The 17,212-nt window shown below is 62.4% G+C and carries 15 protein-coding genes and 1 pseudogene; 8 read left to right on the forward strand and 8 right to left on the reverse strand.

The features are described from left to right. Positions 1-41 precede the first annotated feature (41 nt). Both NKI24_RS02235 and NKI24_RS02240 read right to left on the reverse strand, forming a co-directional pair. Positions 42-1,114, reverse strand: a pseudogene (locus NKI24_RS02235) (tartrate dehydrogenase). Positions 1,115-1,193: 79 nt separating this feature from the next. Then, on the reverse strand, positions 1,194-1,706 hold the full coding sequence (locus NKI24_RS02240; RefSeq protein WP_352743479.1) for a phosphatidylglycerophosphatase A family protein: 513 nt from the start codon (positions 1,704-1,706) through the stop codon (positions 1,194-1,196). 237 nt (positions 1,707-1,943) lie between these two features. On the opposite strand from NKI24_RS02240, the gene NKI24_RS02245 reads away from it, so the two are divergent. From NKI24_RS02245 to NKI24_RS02255, 3 genes are all read left to right on the forward strand, one after another. After that, positions 1,944-2,570 (forward strand): CDP-alcohol phosphatidyltransferase family protein, encoded by a 627-nt coding sequence (locus tag NKI24_RS02245; protein ID WP_352743112.1) that lies wholly within the window; start codon positions 1,944-1,946, stop codon positions 2,568-2,570. Positions 2,571-2,639: 69 nt separating this feature from the next. Further along, positions 2,640-3,074, forward strand: coding sequence for an antitoxin Xre-like helix-turn-helix domain-containing protein (locus NKI24_RS02250; RefSeq protein ID WP_352449224.1), 435 nt, complete (start codon positions 2,640-2,642; stop codon positions 3,072-3,074). Further along, complete coding sequence (locus NKI24_RS02255) at positions 3,071-3,553, forward strand: RES family NAD+ phosphorylase (protein WP_352449107.1); 483 nt, start codon at positions 3,071-3,073, stop codon at positions 3,551-3,553. Before NKI24_RS02250 ends, NKI24_RS02255 begins: the two co-directional genes overlap by 4 nt. Before the next feature lie 51 nt (positions 3,554-3,604). Here NKI24_RS02255 and NKI24_RS02260 read toward each other — a convergent pair whose 3' ends face one another. From NKI24_RS02260 to NKI24_RS02285, 6 genes are all read right to left on the reverse strand, one after another. Continuing rightward, positions 3,605-4,624, reverse strand: coding sequence for an LLM class flavin-dependent oxidoreductase (locus tag NKI24_RS02260; RefSeq protein ID WP_352743114.1), 1,020 nt, complete (start codon positions 4,622-4,624; stop codon positions 3,605-3,607). A 161-nt stretch (positions 4,625-4,785) separates the two neighbouring features. Then, positions 4,786-4,992 (reverse strand): hypothetical protein, encoded by a 207-nt coding sequence (locus NKI24_RS02265; protein ID WP_352743116.1) that lies wholly within the window; start codon positions 4,990-4,992, stop codon positions 4,786-4,788. Positions 4,993-5,010: 18 nt separating this feature from the next. Beyond that, positions 5,011-6,153: a DegT/DnrJ/EryC1/StrS family aminotransferase gene (locus NKI24_RS02270; protein ID WP_352743118.1), complete on the reverse strand. Its 1,143-nt coding sequence runs from the start codon at positions 6,151-6,153 to the stop codon at positions 5,011-5,013. A gap of 254 nt (positions 6,154-6,407) precedes the next feature. Then, on the reverse strand, positions 6,408-7,331 hold the full coding sequence (locus tag NKI24_RS02275; protein ID WP_352743120.1) for a carbohydrate kinase family protein: 924 nt from the start codon (positions 7,329-7,331) through the stop codon (positions 6,408-6,410). Beyond that, positions 7,328-7,774: an RbsD/FucU family protein gene (locus tag NKI24_RS02280; protein WP_352743122.1), complete on the reverse strand. Its 447-nt coding sequence runs from the start codon at positions 7,772-7,774 to the stop codon at positions 7,328-7,330. The genes NKI24_RS02275 and NKI24_RS02280 overlap by 4 nt, the downstream gene beginning before the upstream one ends. A 2-nt stretch (positions 7,775-7,776) precedes the next feature. Then, positions 7,777-9,006 carry an ROK family transcriptional regulator gene (locus NKI24_RS02285; RefSeq protein ID WP_352743124.1) on the reverse strand — a complete coding sequence of 410 codons (1,230 nt, stop codon included), beginning with the start codon at positions 9,004-9,006 and terminating at the stop codon, positions 7,777-7,779. Between the two features lie 229 nt (positions 9,007-9,235). On the opposite strand from NKI24_RS02285, the gene NKI24_RS02290 reads away from it, so the two are divergent. The 5 genes from NKI24_RS02290 to glgB all read left to right on the forward strand — a co-directional run bounded on the left by NKI24_RS02290 (position 9,236) and on the right by glgB (position 17,210). After that, the gene (locus NKI24_RS02290; protein WP_352449223.1) at positions 9,236-10,252 is read left to right on the forward strand and encodes a sugar ABC transporter substrate-binding protein; all 1,017 of its coding nucleotides are present in this window, start codon (positions 9,236-9,238) and stop codon (positions 10,250-10,252) included. A gap of 88 nt (positions 10,253-10,340) precedes the next feature. Continuing rightward, positions 10,341-11,423, forward strand: coding sequence for an ABC transporter permease (locus tag NKI24_RS02295; protein ID WP_023679302.1), 1,083 nt, complete (start codon positions 10,341-10,343; stop codon positions 11,421-11,423). Further along, the gene (locus tag NKI24_RS02300) at positions 11,420-12,208 is read left to right on the forward strand and encodes an ATP-binding cassette domain-containing protein (RefSeq protein WP_023679303.1); all 789 of its coding nucleotides are present in this window, start codon (positions 11,420-11,422) and stop codon (positions 12,206-12,208) included. The genes NKI24_RS02295 and NKI24_RS02300 overlap by 4 nt, the downstream gene beginning before the upstream one ends. Positions 12,209-12,381: 173 nt before the next feature. Then, positions 12,382-14,850 carry a glycogen/starch/alpha-glucan phosphorylase gene (locus tag NKI24_RS02305; RefSeq protein WP_352743126.1) on the forward strand — a complete coding sequence of 823 codons (2,469 nt, stop codon included), beginning with the start codon at positions 12,382-12,384 and terminating at the stop codon, positions 14,848-14,850. 146 nt (positions 14,851-14,996) lie between these two features. Further along, positions 14,997-17,210: a 1,4-alpha-glucan branching protein GlgB gene (glgB, locus tag NKI24_RS02310; protein ID WP_352743128.1), complete on the forward strand. Its 2,214-nt coding sequence runs from the start codon at positions 14,997-14,999 to the stop codon at positions 17,208-17,210. The last annotated feature ends 2 nt before the right edge of the window (positions 17,211-17,212 follow it).

The following is a 17,212-nucleotide window of genomic DNA, read 5'->3' on the forward strand; positions in this document are numbered from 1 at the left end:
TCACTGGGAATGACAGCGATGCCAGGCGCTTGCTCCTTTTCCTACTCGTTGTCGCCGAGTAGGGCCGTGCAAACCGCTTCGGTGACCTTGTCGGTGGTGGCGGTTCCGCCGAGGTCGGGCGTGTGCAGTGAGGCGTCCGCCGTCACGCGCTCGATGGCGCGCATCAGGCGCGCCGCGGCAGCCGGCTCGCCGAGATGCTCCAGCATCATCACCGCCGACCAGAACGTGCCGACCGGATTGGCGATGCCCTTGCCGGTGATGTCGAAGGCCGAGCCGTGGATCGGCTCGAACATCGACGGAAACCGCCGCTCGGGGTTGAGGTTCGCAGTCGGCGCGATGCCGATCGATCCGGCAAGTGCGGCCGCAAGATCCGACAGGATGTCGGCGTGAAGGTTGGTCGCGACGATCGTGTCGAGCGACCGCGGATTGAGCGTCATGCGCACCGTCATCGCGTCGACCAGCATTTTGTCCCATGCGACATCCGGAAAATCAGCCGCGACCTCATGCGCGATGTCGTCCCAGAGCACCATGCCGTGACGCTGGGCGTTCGACTTGGTGACCACCGTCAACAGCTTTCGCGGCCGTGACCGCGCCATCTCGAATAGCGCATGATGCGCGTGACGCCGGCGCGGGTGAAGATCGAGACCTCGGTTGCAACTTCCTCAGGCAGGCCGAGATGCGAGCGCCCGCCCTGGCCGGCGTACTCGCCTTCCGAATTCTCCCGAACGATGACCCAGTCGAGATCCCCTGCCGTGACGCCGCGAAGCGGGCTCTCGATACCGGGCAGGATGCGGGTCGGGCGCACGTTGGGGTATTGGTCGAAGGGCTGGCAGATCGCGAGCCGCAACCCCCAAAGCGTCAGATGGTCGGGCACGTCTGGCGCGCCGACGGCGCCGAAATAGATCGCGTCGAAGGCCTTCAGCCGCTCGGCGCCGTCCTTGGGCATCATCACGCCGTTGAGCTTGTAGTAGTCCGAGCCCCAGTCGAAATGCTGCACCTCGAGACTGAAACCGCCGTCGCGCGTGGCGCAGGCGGCCAGCGCACGAAGGCCGGCCGCTACGACTTCCTTGCCGATCCCATCGCCTGGAATGGCCGCGATCCTATAGCTTCGCATTGGTCCAGTCCTCCTCTTGTGGCGCTAAACTCGCATGGACCATCGTGCTGGCCTTTGGCAGTGGGGCCGAATGCCCCCATTACCGCAAATGGTCAATCAAACCGTTCAGCAGGAGCAGCAACGCCCCAGCGACGACAGCCGCGGCCGCGTCGTCCAGCATAATGCCGACCCCACCCCTTACCTTGTCATGCATGATACGGATGGGCCAAGGCTTGACGACGTCGAAAAACCGGAAAGCAAGGAAGCCTGCTGCCCACCAGAGTGGGTCGATCGGAAGCATGGAAAGTGTCGCGGCGGCGCCGAAGGTCTCATCGATGACGACGATCTGCGGATCCTCCGTCCCGGTACCGGAGATAACATGCGATGACGCCCATACGCCAACGGCGAACAGGGCCGCATAGGCAAGCACCGTCAGCCAAGGCGATGCAGGTATCAGAGCCGCGGCAACAGCCACTCCAACCATTGCGCCGACCGTGCCCGGCCATATTGGAGATAATCCCGCGCCAAGAGAGGTCGCGAGCAGGTAGGCAAACCTGGGTGAAAATTTATGCATCGAGTTTCGGCCGGCTTCCGACGGATGGCAAGCAATCATAGTCACATCGTTCGGGTGCGGCCGCCAGACCGCCGGTCGATTTGCTCCGTCAGCTTTGGCGAGCGCCTTAATCCGCCGGCCGCATCCGCCAAAAAGAAATCGCTGTTTGCGGCGGGTTGAGAACGTTGCTGAGCCAGTTCTCCGTCTGCGTTGACCAAGTCGAACGGTGGCGACGGTGGAACAAACCCGCAAATTGCTGGTAAAGCTCGGTGAAACGACATCATCAGAGGAGCCGCCATGATCGCCGGTCTCATGAAAAGTCGCATCGACCCGCTATGGGAGCAGGCCGCCTCTCCGCTGATCGGGATCGGCATGACGCCGAACCAGGTTACGGCTAGCGGGCTCGTGCTCGTCGCCTTGTCGTCGGCCGCCTATGTCTATCACCATTCAAGTCTTGCCTTTGGCCTTTGCCTGGCGTTTGCCTTCACCTTCGACGCGCTGGACGGTGCGGTCGCCCGCCGGACAAATATGAGCACCAAGGCCGGTGGCTATTTCGACGCCGTCGTCGACCGTTATCACGAATTGGCCGTCTTTGCGGCTATCGGCTGGGTCGCCGATCTGTGGGCGATCGCAATGTTCGCATTTGCGGGCGGGATCCTCACCAGTTACGCCAAGGCGCGGACGGCGCTGGAAATCCCTGTGAAAAACGACGGTTGGCCGGATTTCTTCGAGCGGATGGAACGTCTGGTGTTCATTTGCGTGCTGCTCGCCGCCGACGGAGTTGCTACCGCCATGGGCGCGGCTTCGCCCTGGATTCTGGCGGGTGGGTTCGCGCTGTACGCAGTGCTGGCCAACGCCACAGCGCTACAACGGATCAGTCGTGCATTTGCGATGCTTAAACGAGCCGACGGCAAGCAGCCGTGAGACCGCAAGAACGCTTGAATTCAGCCTCATGTGAGGCTATATGCTGCTTCATATGAATGGGAAGCAGAGATGTTAGCATTTGGAAATATAGCCGACGTGCTGGGGCTGTCGCCCAAGGAAACGGCTGCACGGTCGCCATTCGGGCTGATGGCTCGAATTGAAGGCGGATTGCCAATCGGCGCGCTGGAACGCGTCTCACAATTGCTGGCACCGGCCGATGCCCAATTCAAATACCGCCTCGTTCCAAAGGCAACCTATGAACGTCGCAAGAGGGGCGCTCTTCGACTGTCTTCGGAGGAGGGCATGCGGGTAGCACGGGTGGCTCGTGCATGGGACTTGGCCCTCGACGTCTGGAAGATCGAAGATCAGGCTCGTGACTTTCTATTTCGACCTCATCCCATGCTGGAAGACCGACGCCCGATCGAAATGGTCATCCAAAACGAGATCGGCGCCGAGCTGGTGATCGATATCCTTGCAGGCCTGAAATACGGCACTGCCGCTTGACGGCGCAGATACTCGATCGGACGCTGCCGTGCTTCAGGATCGGCGATCCTGCCGGCATCTATCCGATCTTTGACGCGACGGGCTCGACGATCGCGCCCGGCCGCTGGAACACGCTTGGCAGCCCAGTGATTTACACCAGCGAGCACTATTCGACAGCGTTGCTGGAAAAGCTGGTGCACGGCAGCGGCAGACTGCCGCCCAACCAGCACTACGTCCAGATCATGGTTCCGCGCGGGCTAAGCTACGAGATATTTTCGCAGCCGTCGCTGCCGGGGTGGGATATGATGCCGGCAAAGGTGAGCAAGGAATTCGGCGAGACGTGGTATGTCGAGCGCCGCAGCGCGATCTTGATCGTGCCAAACGTCGTGGCTCGCCTCGACAACAACGTGTTGATCAATCCGACCCATCCGGAGTTTGCCTTGATCACAGCCAGCCTGCATCAACCCGTATATTGGGACAGTCGCCTGTTCGGCTCCTGAGCAGGTCAGGAGGGGCAGGTTCCTGCCTGCGGCGTCGATTGTTCAAACTCGTCAGCGCCAGGCCAAGCCTGGGGCGACATGGGTCAGAATCGCCTCGATGACATGGGCGTTGTAGTCGACCCCGAGCTGGTTGGGGACGGTAAGCAGCAGCGTATCGGCCTCGGCGATGGCTTCGTCGCCCTTTAGCTGCTCGATGAGGATGTCCGGCTCGGCGGCATAGGAGCGGCCGAAGACGGCGCGCCTGTCTGCCTCGATGTAACCGAACTGATCTCCGCTCTCATTGCCGCCGAAATAGGCGCGGTCGCGATCGTCGACCAAGGCAAAAATGCTCCGGCTGACCGACACCCGCGGCTCGCGCGTGTGTCCGGCCGTCTTCCAGGCCTCACGAAAAGCCCGGATCTGTTCGGCCTGCTGGATGTGAAACGGCTTTCCGCCTTCGTCGAATTTGAGCGTGGAACTCTGCAGGTTCATCCCCAGCTTCGCCGCCCATTCCGCCGTGGCGTTGGTGGCGGCGCCCCACCAGATGCGGTCGCGCAGGCCCTCCGAGTGTGGTTCAACGCGAAGCAGGCCGGGCGGGTTGGGAAACATCGGCCGCGGGTTGGGCTGCGCAAAGCCTTTGCCCAGCAACACTTCGAGCAGCACTCCGGTGTGTCTGCGGGCCATGTCGGCATCGCTCTCGCCCTCTTGCGGGGCGTAGCCGAAGTAGCGCCATCCCTCGATCACCTGCTCCGGCGAGCCGCGGCTGATGCCCAGCTGCAGACGCCCTCCGGCGATTAGGTCGGCGGCGCCGGCGTCCTCGGCCATGTAGAGCGGGTTCTCATAGCGCATGTCGATCACCGCCGTGCCGATCTCGATTCGGCTGGTCTTCGCCCCAACCGCTGCCAGCAGCGGGAAGGGCGAGGCGAGCTGGCGCGCGAAGTGATGCACGCGGAAATACGCGCCGTCCGCACTCAGCTCCTCGGCCGCGATGGCCAGCTCGACGGACTGCAAAAGCGCGTCGGATGCCGTCCGCGTCTGCGATTGCGGCGAGGGCGTCCAGTGCCCGAACGAGAGGAAACCAATCTTCTTCATGAGAACCAGCCTAAAGGGGAGCCAGGTGCAGACTATGCTGCGGCGCGCAGCAAAGCATCGCAAAATCGGTGCCAATGACCGCCTGCCTTGACGCGCAAAGCTTGAATCGGCGGTTGTTGATCAACGATGCCGACCGTGCCGAGCTGCCGTCGGACGCGAGCCTAGGAAGGTGCCGCGAACGCGAGCACTATCGCGATGAGGATCAACAGCGGTCCCATCCATTTGAAGCGAGTCCCAAAGTTGGTCCACCATGCTTGCTGCTGGCCGGGGCGAGCTTGGAACGGGTCCGCGAGAAATCCGAAGCCGACGCCAGCCATCCACAACCCGGCGCAGAACATGATGAACTCGTCGATATATTCCGCGACCATGCTTCGAAGCTTTCGAATTTATGCCGCCGCTACATGCGCCGAATTCGAGCCGATATAGTTACGGATCGTTTCGATGATCCGGTCCTGGTCAGCCTCGCTCAGATAGGGATGCATCGGCAGGCACAGGATGCGCTTCGGCAGCTCTTCCGAAACGGCAAGGCCGGTCGGCGTGCGCGGATAATCGCGATAGGCAATCTGGCTGTGCAACGGTTTCACATAGTAGATAACCGACGGAATGCCCTTTTCACCGAGATGTGCCTTGAGCCCGTCGCGTTTCGGCGTTTCGATGGCGTATTGCGCCCAGGCCGAGCGGCCGCCGCCCAGATTGCGCGCCGCCTTGACGATATCGCCGAGACCTTCGGCATAGCGATTGGCGACCGCTTGCCGCGCCACCATCTCGTCCTCGAGGATGGCCAGCTTCTCTATCAGGATCGCCGCCTGAAGCGTGTCGAGCCGTGAATTGATGCCAACGCGGACATTGTCGTATTGCGTTTCGCCCTTGCCGTGAAAGGCGAACGAGCGCAGCTGTTCGGCCAGCGCATCGTCATTGGTGAACATCGCACCGCCGTCGCCATAGCAGCCGAGCGGCTTTGCCGGATAGAAGCTGGTCGAGCCGACGGTGCCGAACGAGCCGCACATCTTGCCGTGAGCCGAGCCGCCGGTCGCCTGCGCCGCATCCTCGATGACCATCAGGCCTTCCCGATCGGCGATGGCCATGATCGCCTCGTAATCGGCGGCGAGGCCGAACAGGTCGACGGGAATGATTGCCTTCGGCTTCAGCCGGCCCTCCGCCTTGATCATGGCGATTGCCGCCTCGAGGCTGGCGATGTCGATATTGTAGCTGTCGGCATCGACATCGACGAACACCGGTTCGGCCTTGGTCAGCGCCACCACTTCGGCCGTGGCGGCGAAGGTGAAGCTCGGCACGAACACCGCGTCGCCCGGGCCGATGCCGGCGGCAAACAGCGGCAGCAGCAGCGCATCGGTGCCGTTAGCGCAAGCGACCACATGCTTGGTGCCGATATAGGCGGCGAGCTTGTTTTCGAATTCGGTGACCTGAGGTCCGAGAATATAGCGGCCTTCGTCGACGACGCGGTCGATTGCCGCCTTCAGCCTGTCGCGGATGCGTTCGCGCTGCGCGCCAAGATCGATGAACTGCATGTCGGCCTCAAACGGTTTTAGCCAGATAACCCGGCCGCTGGTAGCAGACTTGGCACGGCCGAGAAAGCCGCAGGGCAAAACCCTGAATTGCTCAAGTGTCGCAGCCTGTTACCTCTGGTTTCCGATCTGCCCTCTTAAACGCGAGGAAATCCGGGCTTCGGCATGCTTGATGTGGCCTTTGTATCCCGCCCCACTGGCTGGGCGAAACATAAAGTGATCGCCGGCAAGCGGTCCGCGAGGCTGTTGCCAGCCGGTCAGGCGATTTCATGCCGCCATGGCGGGTTGGCGCCGGCCCGCGATACCGTCACCGCCGCGGCTTTGGCGCCGAGCGTCAGCGCCTTGTGGATGGCGTCTTCCGGCAAGCTGGCGATTGCCGTCTTCGACAGCAGGCCCTGCTCGTGCAAGGAGGCGAGGATGCCGGCATTGAACGTGTCGCCGGCGCCGACCGTATCGACCACCTCGACCTTGTCCGGCACGACCGTGACGCGGTGCTGGCTGCTGTAACCGACCGCGCCCTCGCTGCCGTGGGTGACGACGATCAGCTTCGGGCCGCGATCCAGCCAGTTGCGGACGACGTCCTCATGCGAGCCGGCTTCGCCGAACCAGTTCAGATCCTCGTCCGACAATTTGACGATGTCGGCCATCGCCATCATGCCGCGGATGCGCCTGAGGTGCTTGGCTTTGTCGGGAATGAAGTTTGGCCGGATGTTGGGGTCGAGCATCATCACGCGGCGCTCATGCTCGCGCCGCATGAACTCCTCATAGGCCGATCCGGCCGGCTCCGTGATCAGGCTGATGGCGCCGAACAGCATGGCCTCGATCTCGCTGCCGAGTTCCGGCAGGTCCTCGATGGTCAGCATGCGTCCGGCGGTGTTCTCGTCATAGAATGTATAGGTCGCCTGGCCGTTGGTGAGCCGCACGAAGGCGAGCGTGGTCGGCCGCGGCGAGGTGTGCGCATAGGTGGAACTGACCTTGCTGGCCCCCAGCGCCTCCCTGAACTGCCCGCCGAACAGATCCGACGACAGGCCGGAGAAGAAGCCGGCCGGCGCTCCGAGCCGGCCGAGCGCAATGGCCGAGTTGAAGACGGCACCGCCGACATAGGGCGCAAAGGCCGGCTCGCCCTCCGTCGTGGTGCGCGGCAGCATGTCGATCAGGGCTTCGCCGCAGCAGAGAATCATGAAGTCTTGCTTTCCGGCGGATAGATCACGCCCTTGCGAATGATGATGTTGGCATAAAGGCGCGGCTCGCTTGTCGCGACGATCGCGTGCGCGGCCTTGACCCGTGCATAGAAGTCGGCGCCGGCAAGCGCAACCACCGTGCGGCCCGGCGCACGCCTGGCGCAGATCGCTTCCATCTCATGGTGAACCGGATCGGCGAGCAGGGGATCGCCTTTGGCCGAGGCGCGAAACAGCGCCTGCGGCACGGCATCGTCGACCGGCAATACGCTCAATACCGCATCGAGCACGGGGACGAGATGATGACCGTCGGCGCGGATCAGCCGCTGTGCCTGCTGCTCGGCCGGGTAGTTGCCGTCGACCAAGGCGATCTCGTCGCCATGGCCCATGGCGCGCAATATCGCCAGAAGCTCGGGGCCGAGCAGCGCCGGGATGCCGATCAGCATGCTCAGAAGCTCCGGGAAATCGTGGTCGAGCCGATGAGGAAGCGCTCCGATAGCGGCAGGCTGGCACCACCCAGCGCCCGCGCATGGATGCCGACTGTTCCCTCGCGAACGGCCGGCAGCCTCAGGCCTTCGCCGTCGATCCGGCCGATGGCTTGGATAACGGCATCGACAAGCCGCCTGCGCACGGCAAGCGGCATCCATCCGTCGATCACCGCGGCTTCGAAGTCAATGACGGAGGAGGCCGAAACGATGGCATAGGCAAGCGCCTGCGAGGCGCTGGCGATCCAGTCGTCAAGCTCGGCGCCGATCTCGCCCCAGTCCCCCGGTGATGTCCACAGATGCGAGGCCTCGATGCCGCGCGCGTTGAGCGCCTTTTCCAGCATGGCGATCGACGCCACGTCGATCAACTGCGTCGGCTTGCCGTCCGGCCCGGGCACTGGCATTGAGCCCAGCGCGCCGGCATTGCCGGTCGGGCCGCCAAACAGCCGGCCGTTCAGCACGATGCCGCCGCCGGCAAAGGCGCCGATATAGAAGTAGACGAAATCGCGTGCCGCACCCGCCGCGTGGCCGAACACGAGCTCGGCGCCGCAGGCCGAGGTTGCGTCGTTCTGCAGATAGACTGGAAATTCGCATTGCGCCTGGATGTCGGCGCGGATGTCGCGATGGCGCCATTCGTCCATGATTTCACGCGGCGCGCCGGCGGTATCGGCCCAGTTCCACAATTCGAACGGCATGGCGATGCCAAGCCCGGCGATGCGTTTGTCCTGCGCAGGGGTGAGTTCGCTGCGCATCTTCTTCATGCCGCTCGTGACGAATTCTACCGTCTCGCGCGGCGCCGGATAGCGGTATGAATGCTGCAGCATCGAGCGCACATTGCCGAGGAAATCGATCAGCACCAGCTCGGCGCTGCGGCGGCCGATCTTCAGGCCGATGAAATAGGCGCCGTCGGGATTGAGCGCCATGGGTATCGAGGGCTGGCCGATCTTGCCGCGCAACGGCGCCTGGCGAACGAGCAGGTCGTCCTCCTCCAGCTCGCGCATGATGACGGACACTGTCTGCGCCGAAAGGCCCGTCATGCGCGCAATATCGGATTTGGCCAGGCTGCCGTGCTGACGCACCAGCGACAGCACCAGCCGCTCATTGTGGTCCCGCATGCCGCTTTGATTGGTGCCGCGGTGCAGGCGGCTTTCGGCCGCATCGGGCGAACCGTGCCTCGTAACGCCGGTCTCCACCCCTGTTCCTCCCGTCGTTTCCCCTCAATGCTTTTGGTCTAGAGTGGGTGAACAATCCTGCGATGTCAATAATAAATAAGAGTGATTTAATTATTGACAGTGCTGGCGGACTGGTGTCTCTTGAGATCGGCGTCGACACTGGGAGATTTCGTCGGACGCGCTGCAGATGCCGGTTGGCCGGCATCCTAAATGGTTCCATGGGAGGAAAATCGTGACCACGTCAAAACTGTTGAAATCCACCGTGTTTGCCGCGGCCGGACTGAGCTTGATGGCGTTTGCATCGACGGCATCGGCCGCCGGGGTCGGCGCCTGCTTGATCACCAAGACTGACACCAATCCCTTCTTCGTCAAGATGAAGGAAGGTGCCGCCGCGAAAGCCAAGGAAATTGGTGTCGATCTGAAGGCCTACGCCGGCAAGGCGGAAGGTGACAATGAGGGCCAGGTTGCGGCGATCGAATCCTGCATCGCCGACGGCGCCAAGGGTATTTTGATCACCGCCACCGACACTGCGGCCATCGTGCCGGCGGTGAAGAAGGCGCGTGATGCAGGGGTGCTGGTGATCGCTCTGGACACCCAGCTCGAGCCTGCCGACGCCGCCGATGCGACGTTTGCGACCGACAATTTCAAGGCCGGCGAGCTTATCGGCTCCTGGGCAAAGGCCACCTTGGGCGACAAGGCCAAGGACGCGCACATCGCCTACATGGATCTTATCGCCAGCCAGCCCTCCGTCGACGTGCAGCGTGATCAAGGCTTCATGAAGGGCTTCGGCATCGACCTCGGCGACCCCAACAAGATCGGCGACGAAACCGACGCACGCAATGTCTGTCACGATCTGTCGAGCGGCAATGAGGATGGCGGGCACACTGCCATGGAGAATTGCCTGCAGAAGGATCCGGATATCAACGTCGTCTACACCATCAACGAACCTGCGGCCGCGGGCGCCTACCAGGCGCTGAAGGCCGTCGGCAAGGAGAAGGACGTCCTGATTGTCTCGGTCGATGGCGGCTGCCCGGGTGTCAAGAACGTTGCCGAGGGCGTGATCGGCGCCACTTCACAGCAATATCCACTGCTCATGGCCTCGCTCGGCATCGAGGCGATCAAGACCTTTGCCGACAGCGGCAAGAAGCCTGAGCCGTCGCCCGGTCTGAATTTCTACAACACCGGCGTGACGCTGATCACCGACAAGCCTGCCGCCGGCATCGAATCCATCGACACGAAGCAAGGCCTCAGCAAGTGCTGGGGTTGATTTGATCCCCTGATCGGCTCAACTTCAAAAGAACAATAGAGAATGTGGAGCGGTTTCGGCCGCTCCACATCACAGGCGGGAGGCCGACTTGAGCGTCGAAACAACCAGGAGCAAGGGACCGCAGGAATTCGAGACGGTCCTGGCCACTAGCGACACCAGCGTCGCTTCATTCGAGACGCATTCCCGCTCGACGCTGGAGAGCATCCAGCACCGCTTGCACAAAAGCCCTGCCATGGTGCCGCTGATCATCCTGATCATCTCGGTGGCTCTGTTCGCAGTCGTCGTCGGCGGACGCTTCTTTTCTCCTTTCACCCTCACCCTGATCCTCCAGCAGGTGGCGATAACCGGCATGGTCGGCATCGCGCAGACACTGGTGGTGCTCACCGCCGGCATCGACCTGTCCGTCGGCGCCATCATGGTGCTGAGCTCGGTCGTCATGGGCCAGTTTGCCATGCACTACGGTGTCCCAGCGCCGGTCGCCGTTGCCGTCGGGCTGCTTGTCGGCGCGATTTGCGGCTTGATCAACGGCATTCTCATCGCCTGGGTGAAACTGCCGCCCTTCATCGTGACGCTCGGCACCTGGTCGATCTACGCTGCCATCAACTTCATCTATTCCGGTAACGAGACCATCCGCAGCCAGGATCTCGAGACGACGGCGCCGCTGCTGCAGTTTTTCGGCGGATCGTTCAGGATCGGCGGCGCCGTCTTCACCTATGGCGTGCTGTTGGTGCTGATCATGGCGGCAATTGCCTGGTACGTGCTCAATCACACCGCGTGGGGCCGGCATGTCTATGCGGTCGGCGACGACCCGGAGGCCGCGGAGCTGTCGGGTGTGCGCGTCAGCCGGATGCTGGTCGCGGTCTACACGCTGACTGGTATCATTTGCGCCATCGCCGGCTGGGCCCTGATCGGTCGCATCGGATCGGTCTCGCCGCAGGCCGGGCAGTTCGAGAACATCAATTCGATTACCGCCGTGGTGATCGGCGGCACTTCGCTGTTCGGCGGCCGCGGCTCCATCCTCGGGACCATCTTCGGTGCGCTGATCGTCGGCGTGTTCGCGCTCGGCCTCAGGCTTTGGGGGACAGATCCGCAATGGACGCAATTGTCCGTCGGCGCTCTTATCATCATCGCTGTTGGTATCGACCAGTGGATCAGGAAGATCTCGGCATGAACCAGACTCACGAACCGATCCTTACCGCGCGCAGCCTGGTCAAGCGCTACGGCCGCGTCACCGCTCTCGACAGCGCAGACTTCGACCTCTATCCGGGCGAAATCCTTGCTGTCATTGGCGACAACGGCGCCGGCAAGTCGTCGCTTATCAAAGCCATTTCCGGAGCGGTCACCCCCGACGAAGGTGAGATACGGCTTGAAGGCAAGCCTATTGCCTTCAAATCGCCGATGGAGGCGCGCGAGGCCGGCATCGAGACGGTCTACCAGAACCTGGCGCTGTCGCCGGCGCTGTCGATCGCCGACAACATGTTCCTCGGCCGCGAGATCCGCAAGCCCGGGTTCCTCGGCGAATGGCTGCGAATGCTCGACCGTCCGGCGATGGAAAAGCGTGCCCGCGACAAGCTCACGGAGCTTGGCCTGATGACCATCCAGAACATCAGCCAGGCCGTGGAAACGCTTTCCGGCGGCCAGCGTCAGGGTGTGGCGGTGGCGCGCGCCGCCGCCTTCGGCTCGAAGATGGTCATCATGGATGAGCCGACGGCCGCGCTCGGCGTCAAGGAGAGCCGCCGCGTGCTCGAACTGATCCTCGACGTAAAACGCCGAGGCCTGCCTATCGTGTTGATTTCACACAATATGCCGCATGTCTTCGAGGTGGCCGACCGCATCCACATTCACCGGCTCGGCCGTCGCCTGTGTGTCATCGATCCGAAGCAGTATACGATGTCCGACGCCGTCGCCTTCATGACTGGCGCCAAGGTGCCGCCGGAAGCGGCGCTGGCGGCTTGAGCAAGAACTTGAGGCCCATCGCCGAGGGGCCCAAACGCGATGTTTCCAAATGCCAAATTGCCGCAGGGCAACCCGGCTTGCGATCACCCGAATCGATTGAACATCCGGTGGGATGCACTAGCATTGGCAGATGGTGAAAGCCGCATGATCCTGGCAACGTCACGAGAGGCAGCATGACGCGCGCGATGACAACCGAAGCTCCTCTGCCCACGCTCAAAAACCCGGATCCCAAGACGCTCGCCGAGGAAGTCTTGCAAGCCCTCAAATACAGGGTCGGCAAGGGCACCAACGTTGCAACCCAGTACGATTGGCTCACCGCCTCGATCAAGGTTGTACGCGACCGCATAGTCGATCACTGGATGCAGGCGACCCAAGAGGCCTACGCCCAGCAGGAAAAGCGCGTCTACTACCTGTCACTGGAATTCCTCATCGGCCGCCTGATGCGCGATGCCTTCTCCAATCTCGGCCTGATGGACAATATGCGCGAGGCGCTGTCGTCGCTTGGCGTGGACCTCGACATCATTGCTACGCTCGAACCGGACGCTGCCCTTGGCAATGGCGGTCTTGGCCGGCTCGCCGCCTGCTTCATGGAAAGCATGGCGACCGTCAATATCCCCGCGCATGGCTACGGCATCCGCTACGCCAACGGCATGTTTCGGCAGGAGATCCATGACGGCTGGCAGGTGGAGCTGCCCGAGACATGGCTCGATCACGGCAATCCCTGGGAGTTCGAGCGCCGCGAACGCTCCTTCGAGGTCGGCTTCGGCGGCTCGGTGGAATCGATTACCTCGAACGACGGCAGGCTCGAGCGCCATGTCTGGAAGCCGACCGAACATGTTCTGGCCGTTGCCTACGATACGCCGGTGGTTGGCTGGCGGGCCAACCGTGTCAACACGCTGCGGCTGTGGTCCGGCATGCCGATCGATCCGATCCTGCTCGACAAGTTCAACGCCGGCGATCACATCGGCGCGCTCGCCGAAAGCAACAAGGCCGATGCGTTGTCGCGCGTCCTTTACCCGGCCGATTCCCACAAGGCCGGCCAGGAGCTGCGGCTCAGGCAGGAGTATTTCTTCTCCACAGCCTCGCTGCAGGACATCGTCCAGCGCCATCTCAGCCAGTATGGCGACCTGCAGTCGCTGCCCGACAAGGCGGCGATCCATCTCAACGACACTCATCCGGCCATCGCCGTGGCCGAGCTGATGCGCCTGTTGATGGATGTCCACGGCATGGATTTCGACCAGGCCTGGAGCATCACCAAGCGCACCTTCGGCTACACCAACCACACGCTGCTTCCCGAAGCGCTGGAAAGCTGGCCCGTGCCGCTGTTCGAGCGGCTGTTGCCGCGCCACATGCAGATCGTCTACGCCATCAACGCCGAAGTGCTGCTCGAGGCGCGCGCCTCCGACCAGTTCTCGGACGAACAAATCAGCCGCATCTCGCTGATCCAGGAAAATGGCGATCGCCGCGTGCGCATGGGCAATCTGGCCTTTGTCGGCTCGCACTCGATCAACGGCGTCTCTGCCCTGCACACGGAATTGATGAAGGAGACGGTGTTTGCCGACCTCCACAGGCTCTACCCGGATCGCATCAACAACAAGACCAACGGGATCACACCGCGGCGCTGGCTGATACAGTGCAATCCCGGCCTCACTGCACTCACCCGAGAGGCGATTGGCGACCGCTTCCTCGACGACATCGACGAGATAAAGCGGCTTGATCCTTTCGCTGAGGACGCAGCCTTCCGCGACAAGTTCGCCGCTGTCAAACGGGCGAACAAGACGAGGCTTGCCAATCTCGTTGCCGACCGGCTCGGCATCAAGGTCGACCCATCGGCGCTGTTCGACATCCAGGTCAAGCGCATCCACGAATACAAGCGCCAGCTCTTGAACATTCTCGAAGCGGTCGCGCTTTACGACCAGATCCGCTCGCATCCGGAGCGCGACTGGATGCCTCGCGTCAAATTCTTCGGCGGCAAGGCGGCGCCCAGCTATCACAACGCCAAGCTGATCATAAAACTTGCCAACGACGTCGCCCGGGTCATCAACCGCGACCCGGCGGTGCGCGGTTTGCTGAAAGTGGTGTTCGTGCCGAACTACAATGTCAGCCTGGCCGAGATCATGATGCCGGCCGCCGATCTTTCGGAGCAGATATCGACCGCCGGCATGGAAGCGTCCGGCACCGGCAACATGAAGTTCGCGCTGAACGGCGCGCTGACCATCGGCACGCTCGACGGCGCCAATGTCGAGATCAAGGAATGCGTGGGCGACGACAATATCTTCATCTTCGGCCTGACCACCGATGAGGTCGCCGAGCGACGCAACAATGGTTACGATCCGCGCGCTGTGATCGAGGGATCGCCTGAATTGGCGCAGGCGCTGGCCGCAGTTTCATCCGGAGTCTTTTCACCTGACGATCCGGACCGTTATCGCGACCTGATCAACGGTCTTTACCAGAGCGACTGGTTCATGGTCGCCGCGGATTTCGATGCCTACGCCGCCACCCAGCGCGACGTCGATGCCGTCTGGCGCAACAGCCCGGACTGGTACGCCAGAGCCATCCGCAATGTCGCGCGCGTCGGCTGGTTCTCGTCCGATCGAACGATCCGCCAATATGCGAAAGACATATGGCACGTGCCCGCCTGATATGATTGCATGAGGCCACGAACAATGTGGTCCTAGTGGAGTAGATTTGACCCTCGCATCCCTTGGAGGGTAAGGCGGCATGCGAATGTCGAATTCAAGACTCCACTAGAAACATACACTTGGTGCCCGGGGAGGGTCACTGCCTGATGAGCAAGCCGCGCGCGACCGTTGCGACAAGCGGGCCGGACGGACTGGCGCCAGCCGGCGATGTCGCGGCGATTGTCGCCGGCACGCACGGCGATCCGTTTGCCGTGCTTGGCGTGCATGAGGCGGGAAAGGGCTTTGTCGCCCGCTGCTTCGTCCCTCATGCCGAGTTGGTCACCGCCTATACGCTGACCGGCAAGAAGGCCGGCGAGCTGTCGAGACGCGACGACCGCGGTTTCTTCGAAGGCAAACTGTCGCTGCGCAAACGCCAGCCGCTGCGCTATCACGCCAGGAATTCCGGCGGTGACTGGTGGCTGACCGATCCATATTCCTTCGGCCCCGTGCTCGGTCCGCTGGACGATTATTACATCGCCGAAGGATCGCATCTCAGGCTGTTCGACAAGCTCGGCGCCCATCTCATCGACCATGAAGGTGCATCGGGTGTGCATTTTGCGGTGTGGGCGCCCAATGCAAGGCGCGTCTCGGTGGTCGGCGACTTCAACGAGTGGGACGGCCGCAGGCATACCATGCGCGTCCGCCGCGACACCGGCATCTGGGAGCTGTTCATTCCCGACATCGGCGCTGGCCGCCCGTATAAGTATGAAATCATCGGGCCGGATGGCGTGAGATTGCCGCTCAAAGCCGATCCGTTCGCCTTCAAGTCCGAACTGCGCCCGGCCACCGCCTCGGTGACGGCATTGCCGCCGGCGCATGAATGGGGTGACGAGGCGCACCGGAACTACTGGCGCAATGCCGACCACAGGCGCGAAGCCGTATCGATCTACGAGGTCCATGCCGGGTCATGGCGGCTTCACGACGACGGCAGCTTCCTGTCGTGGGATGAGCTCGCCGACAGGCTGATCCCTTACGTGGTCGAGACCGGTTTTACCCACATCGAATTCATGCCGATCTCCGAACACCCTTATGACCCGTCCTGGGGCTACCAGACGACGGGTCTCTATGCGCCGACTGCCCGCTTTGGCGATCCAGACGGTTTTGCCCGCTTCGTCGACGGCGCCCACCGTGCAGGCATCGGCGTCATCCTCGACTGGGTGCCGGCGCATTTCCCGGTTGACGAACACGGTCTGGCAAAGTTCGACGGTACCGCGCTCTACGAACATGCCGATCCGCGCAAGGGCTTCCATCCCGACTGGAACACCGCGATCTATAATTTTGGGCGCCGCGAAGTGATTTCGTTCCTGGTCAACAATGCGCTGTTCTGGGCCGAGAAATATCACGTCGACGGACTGCGCGTCGATGCGGTAGCCTCGATGCTTTATCTCGATTATTCGCGCAAGGCCGGTGAATGGATTCCCAACGAGAAGGGCGGGCGGGAGAACCTCGAAGCGGTCAGCTTCCTGCAGCGTATGAACAAGGAGGTCTACGGCCACCATCCAGGTGTGATGACCATCGCCGAGGAATCGACCTCGTGGCCGAAAGTCTCGCAGCCGGTGCATGAAGGCGGACTGGGCTTCGGTTTTAAGTGGAACATGGGCTTCATGCATGACACTTTGGAGTATTTCTCCAAGGAGCCGATCTTCCGCAAGCATCACCACAACGACATCACCTTCGGTCTGGTCTACGCCTTCAGCGAGAATTTCGTGCTGCCGCTGTCCCATGACGAAGTGGTGCACGGCAAGGGCACGCTGCTCAATAAGATGGCCGGCGACGACTGGCAGAAATTCGCGACGCTGCGCGCCTATTACGCGTTCATGTGGGGTTATCCCGGCAAGAAGCTGTTGTTCATGGGCCAGGAGTTCGCACAGCGCCGCGAGTGGAGCGAGGGGCGCGCGCTCGACTGGAACCTGCTCGATTTCCGGCTCCACCGCGGCGTCTGGCAGACGGTGCGCGATCTCAACTATCTCTACCGCTCGCGCCCCGCGCTGCATGCCCGCGACTGCGAGCCGGAGGGCTTTTCCTGGCTGATCGTCGACGACAGCGCGAACTCAGTATTTGCCTGGCTGCGCAGCGCGCCGGGCGGCAACCCGGTCGCGGTCATTTCCAACTTCACGCCGGTGCCGCGCGACAATTACCGCGTGCCGTTGCCGCACGCCGGAAAATGGCGCGAGATCATCAACACCGATGCCACGGATTATGGCGGTTCCGGCAAGGGCAATAGCGGCGGCGTCGAGGCTCAGGCGGAAGGAGGAGGCATTTCGGCGACGATGCTTTTGCCGCCGCTGTCGACGATCATGCTCGAATTCGTCCCGGACTGAGC

Source organism: Mesorhizobium sp. M0701 (genome assembly GCF_040320365.1).
Lineage (GTDB): Bacteria > Pseudomonadota > Alphaproteobacteria > Rhizobiales > Rhizobiaceae > Mesorhizobium.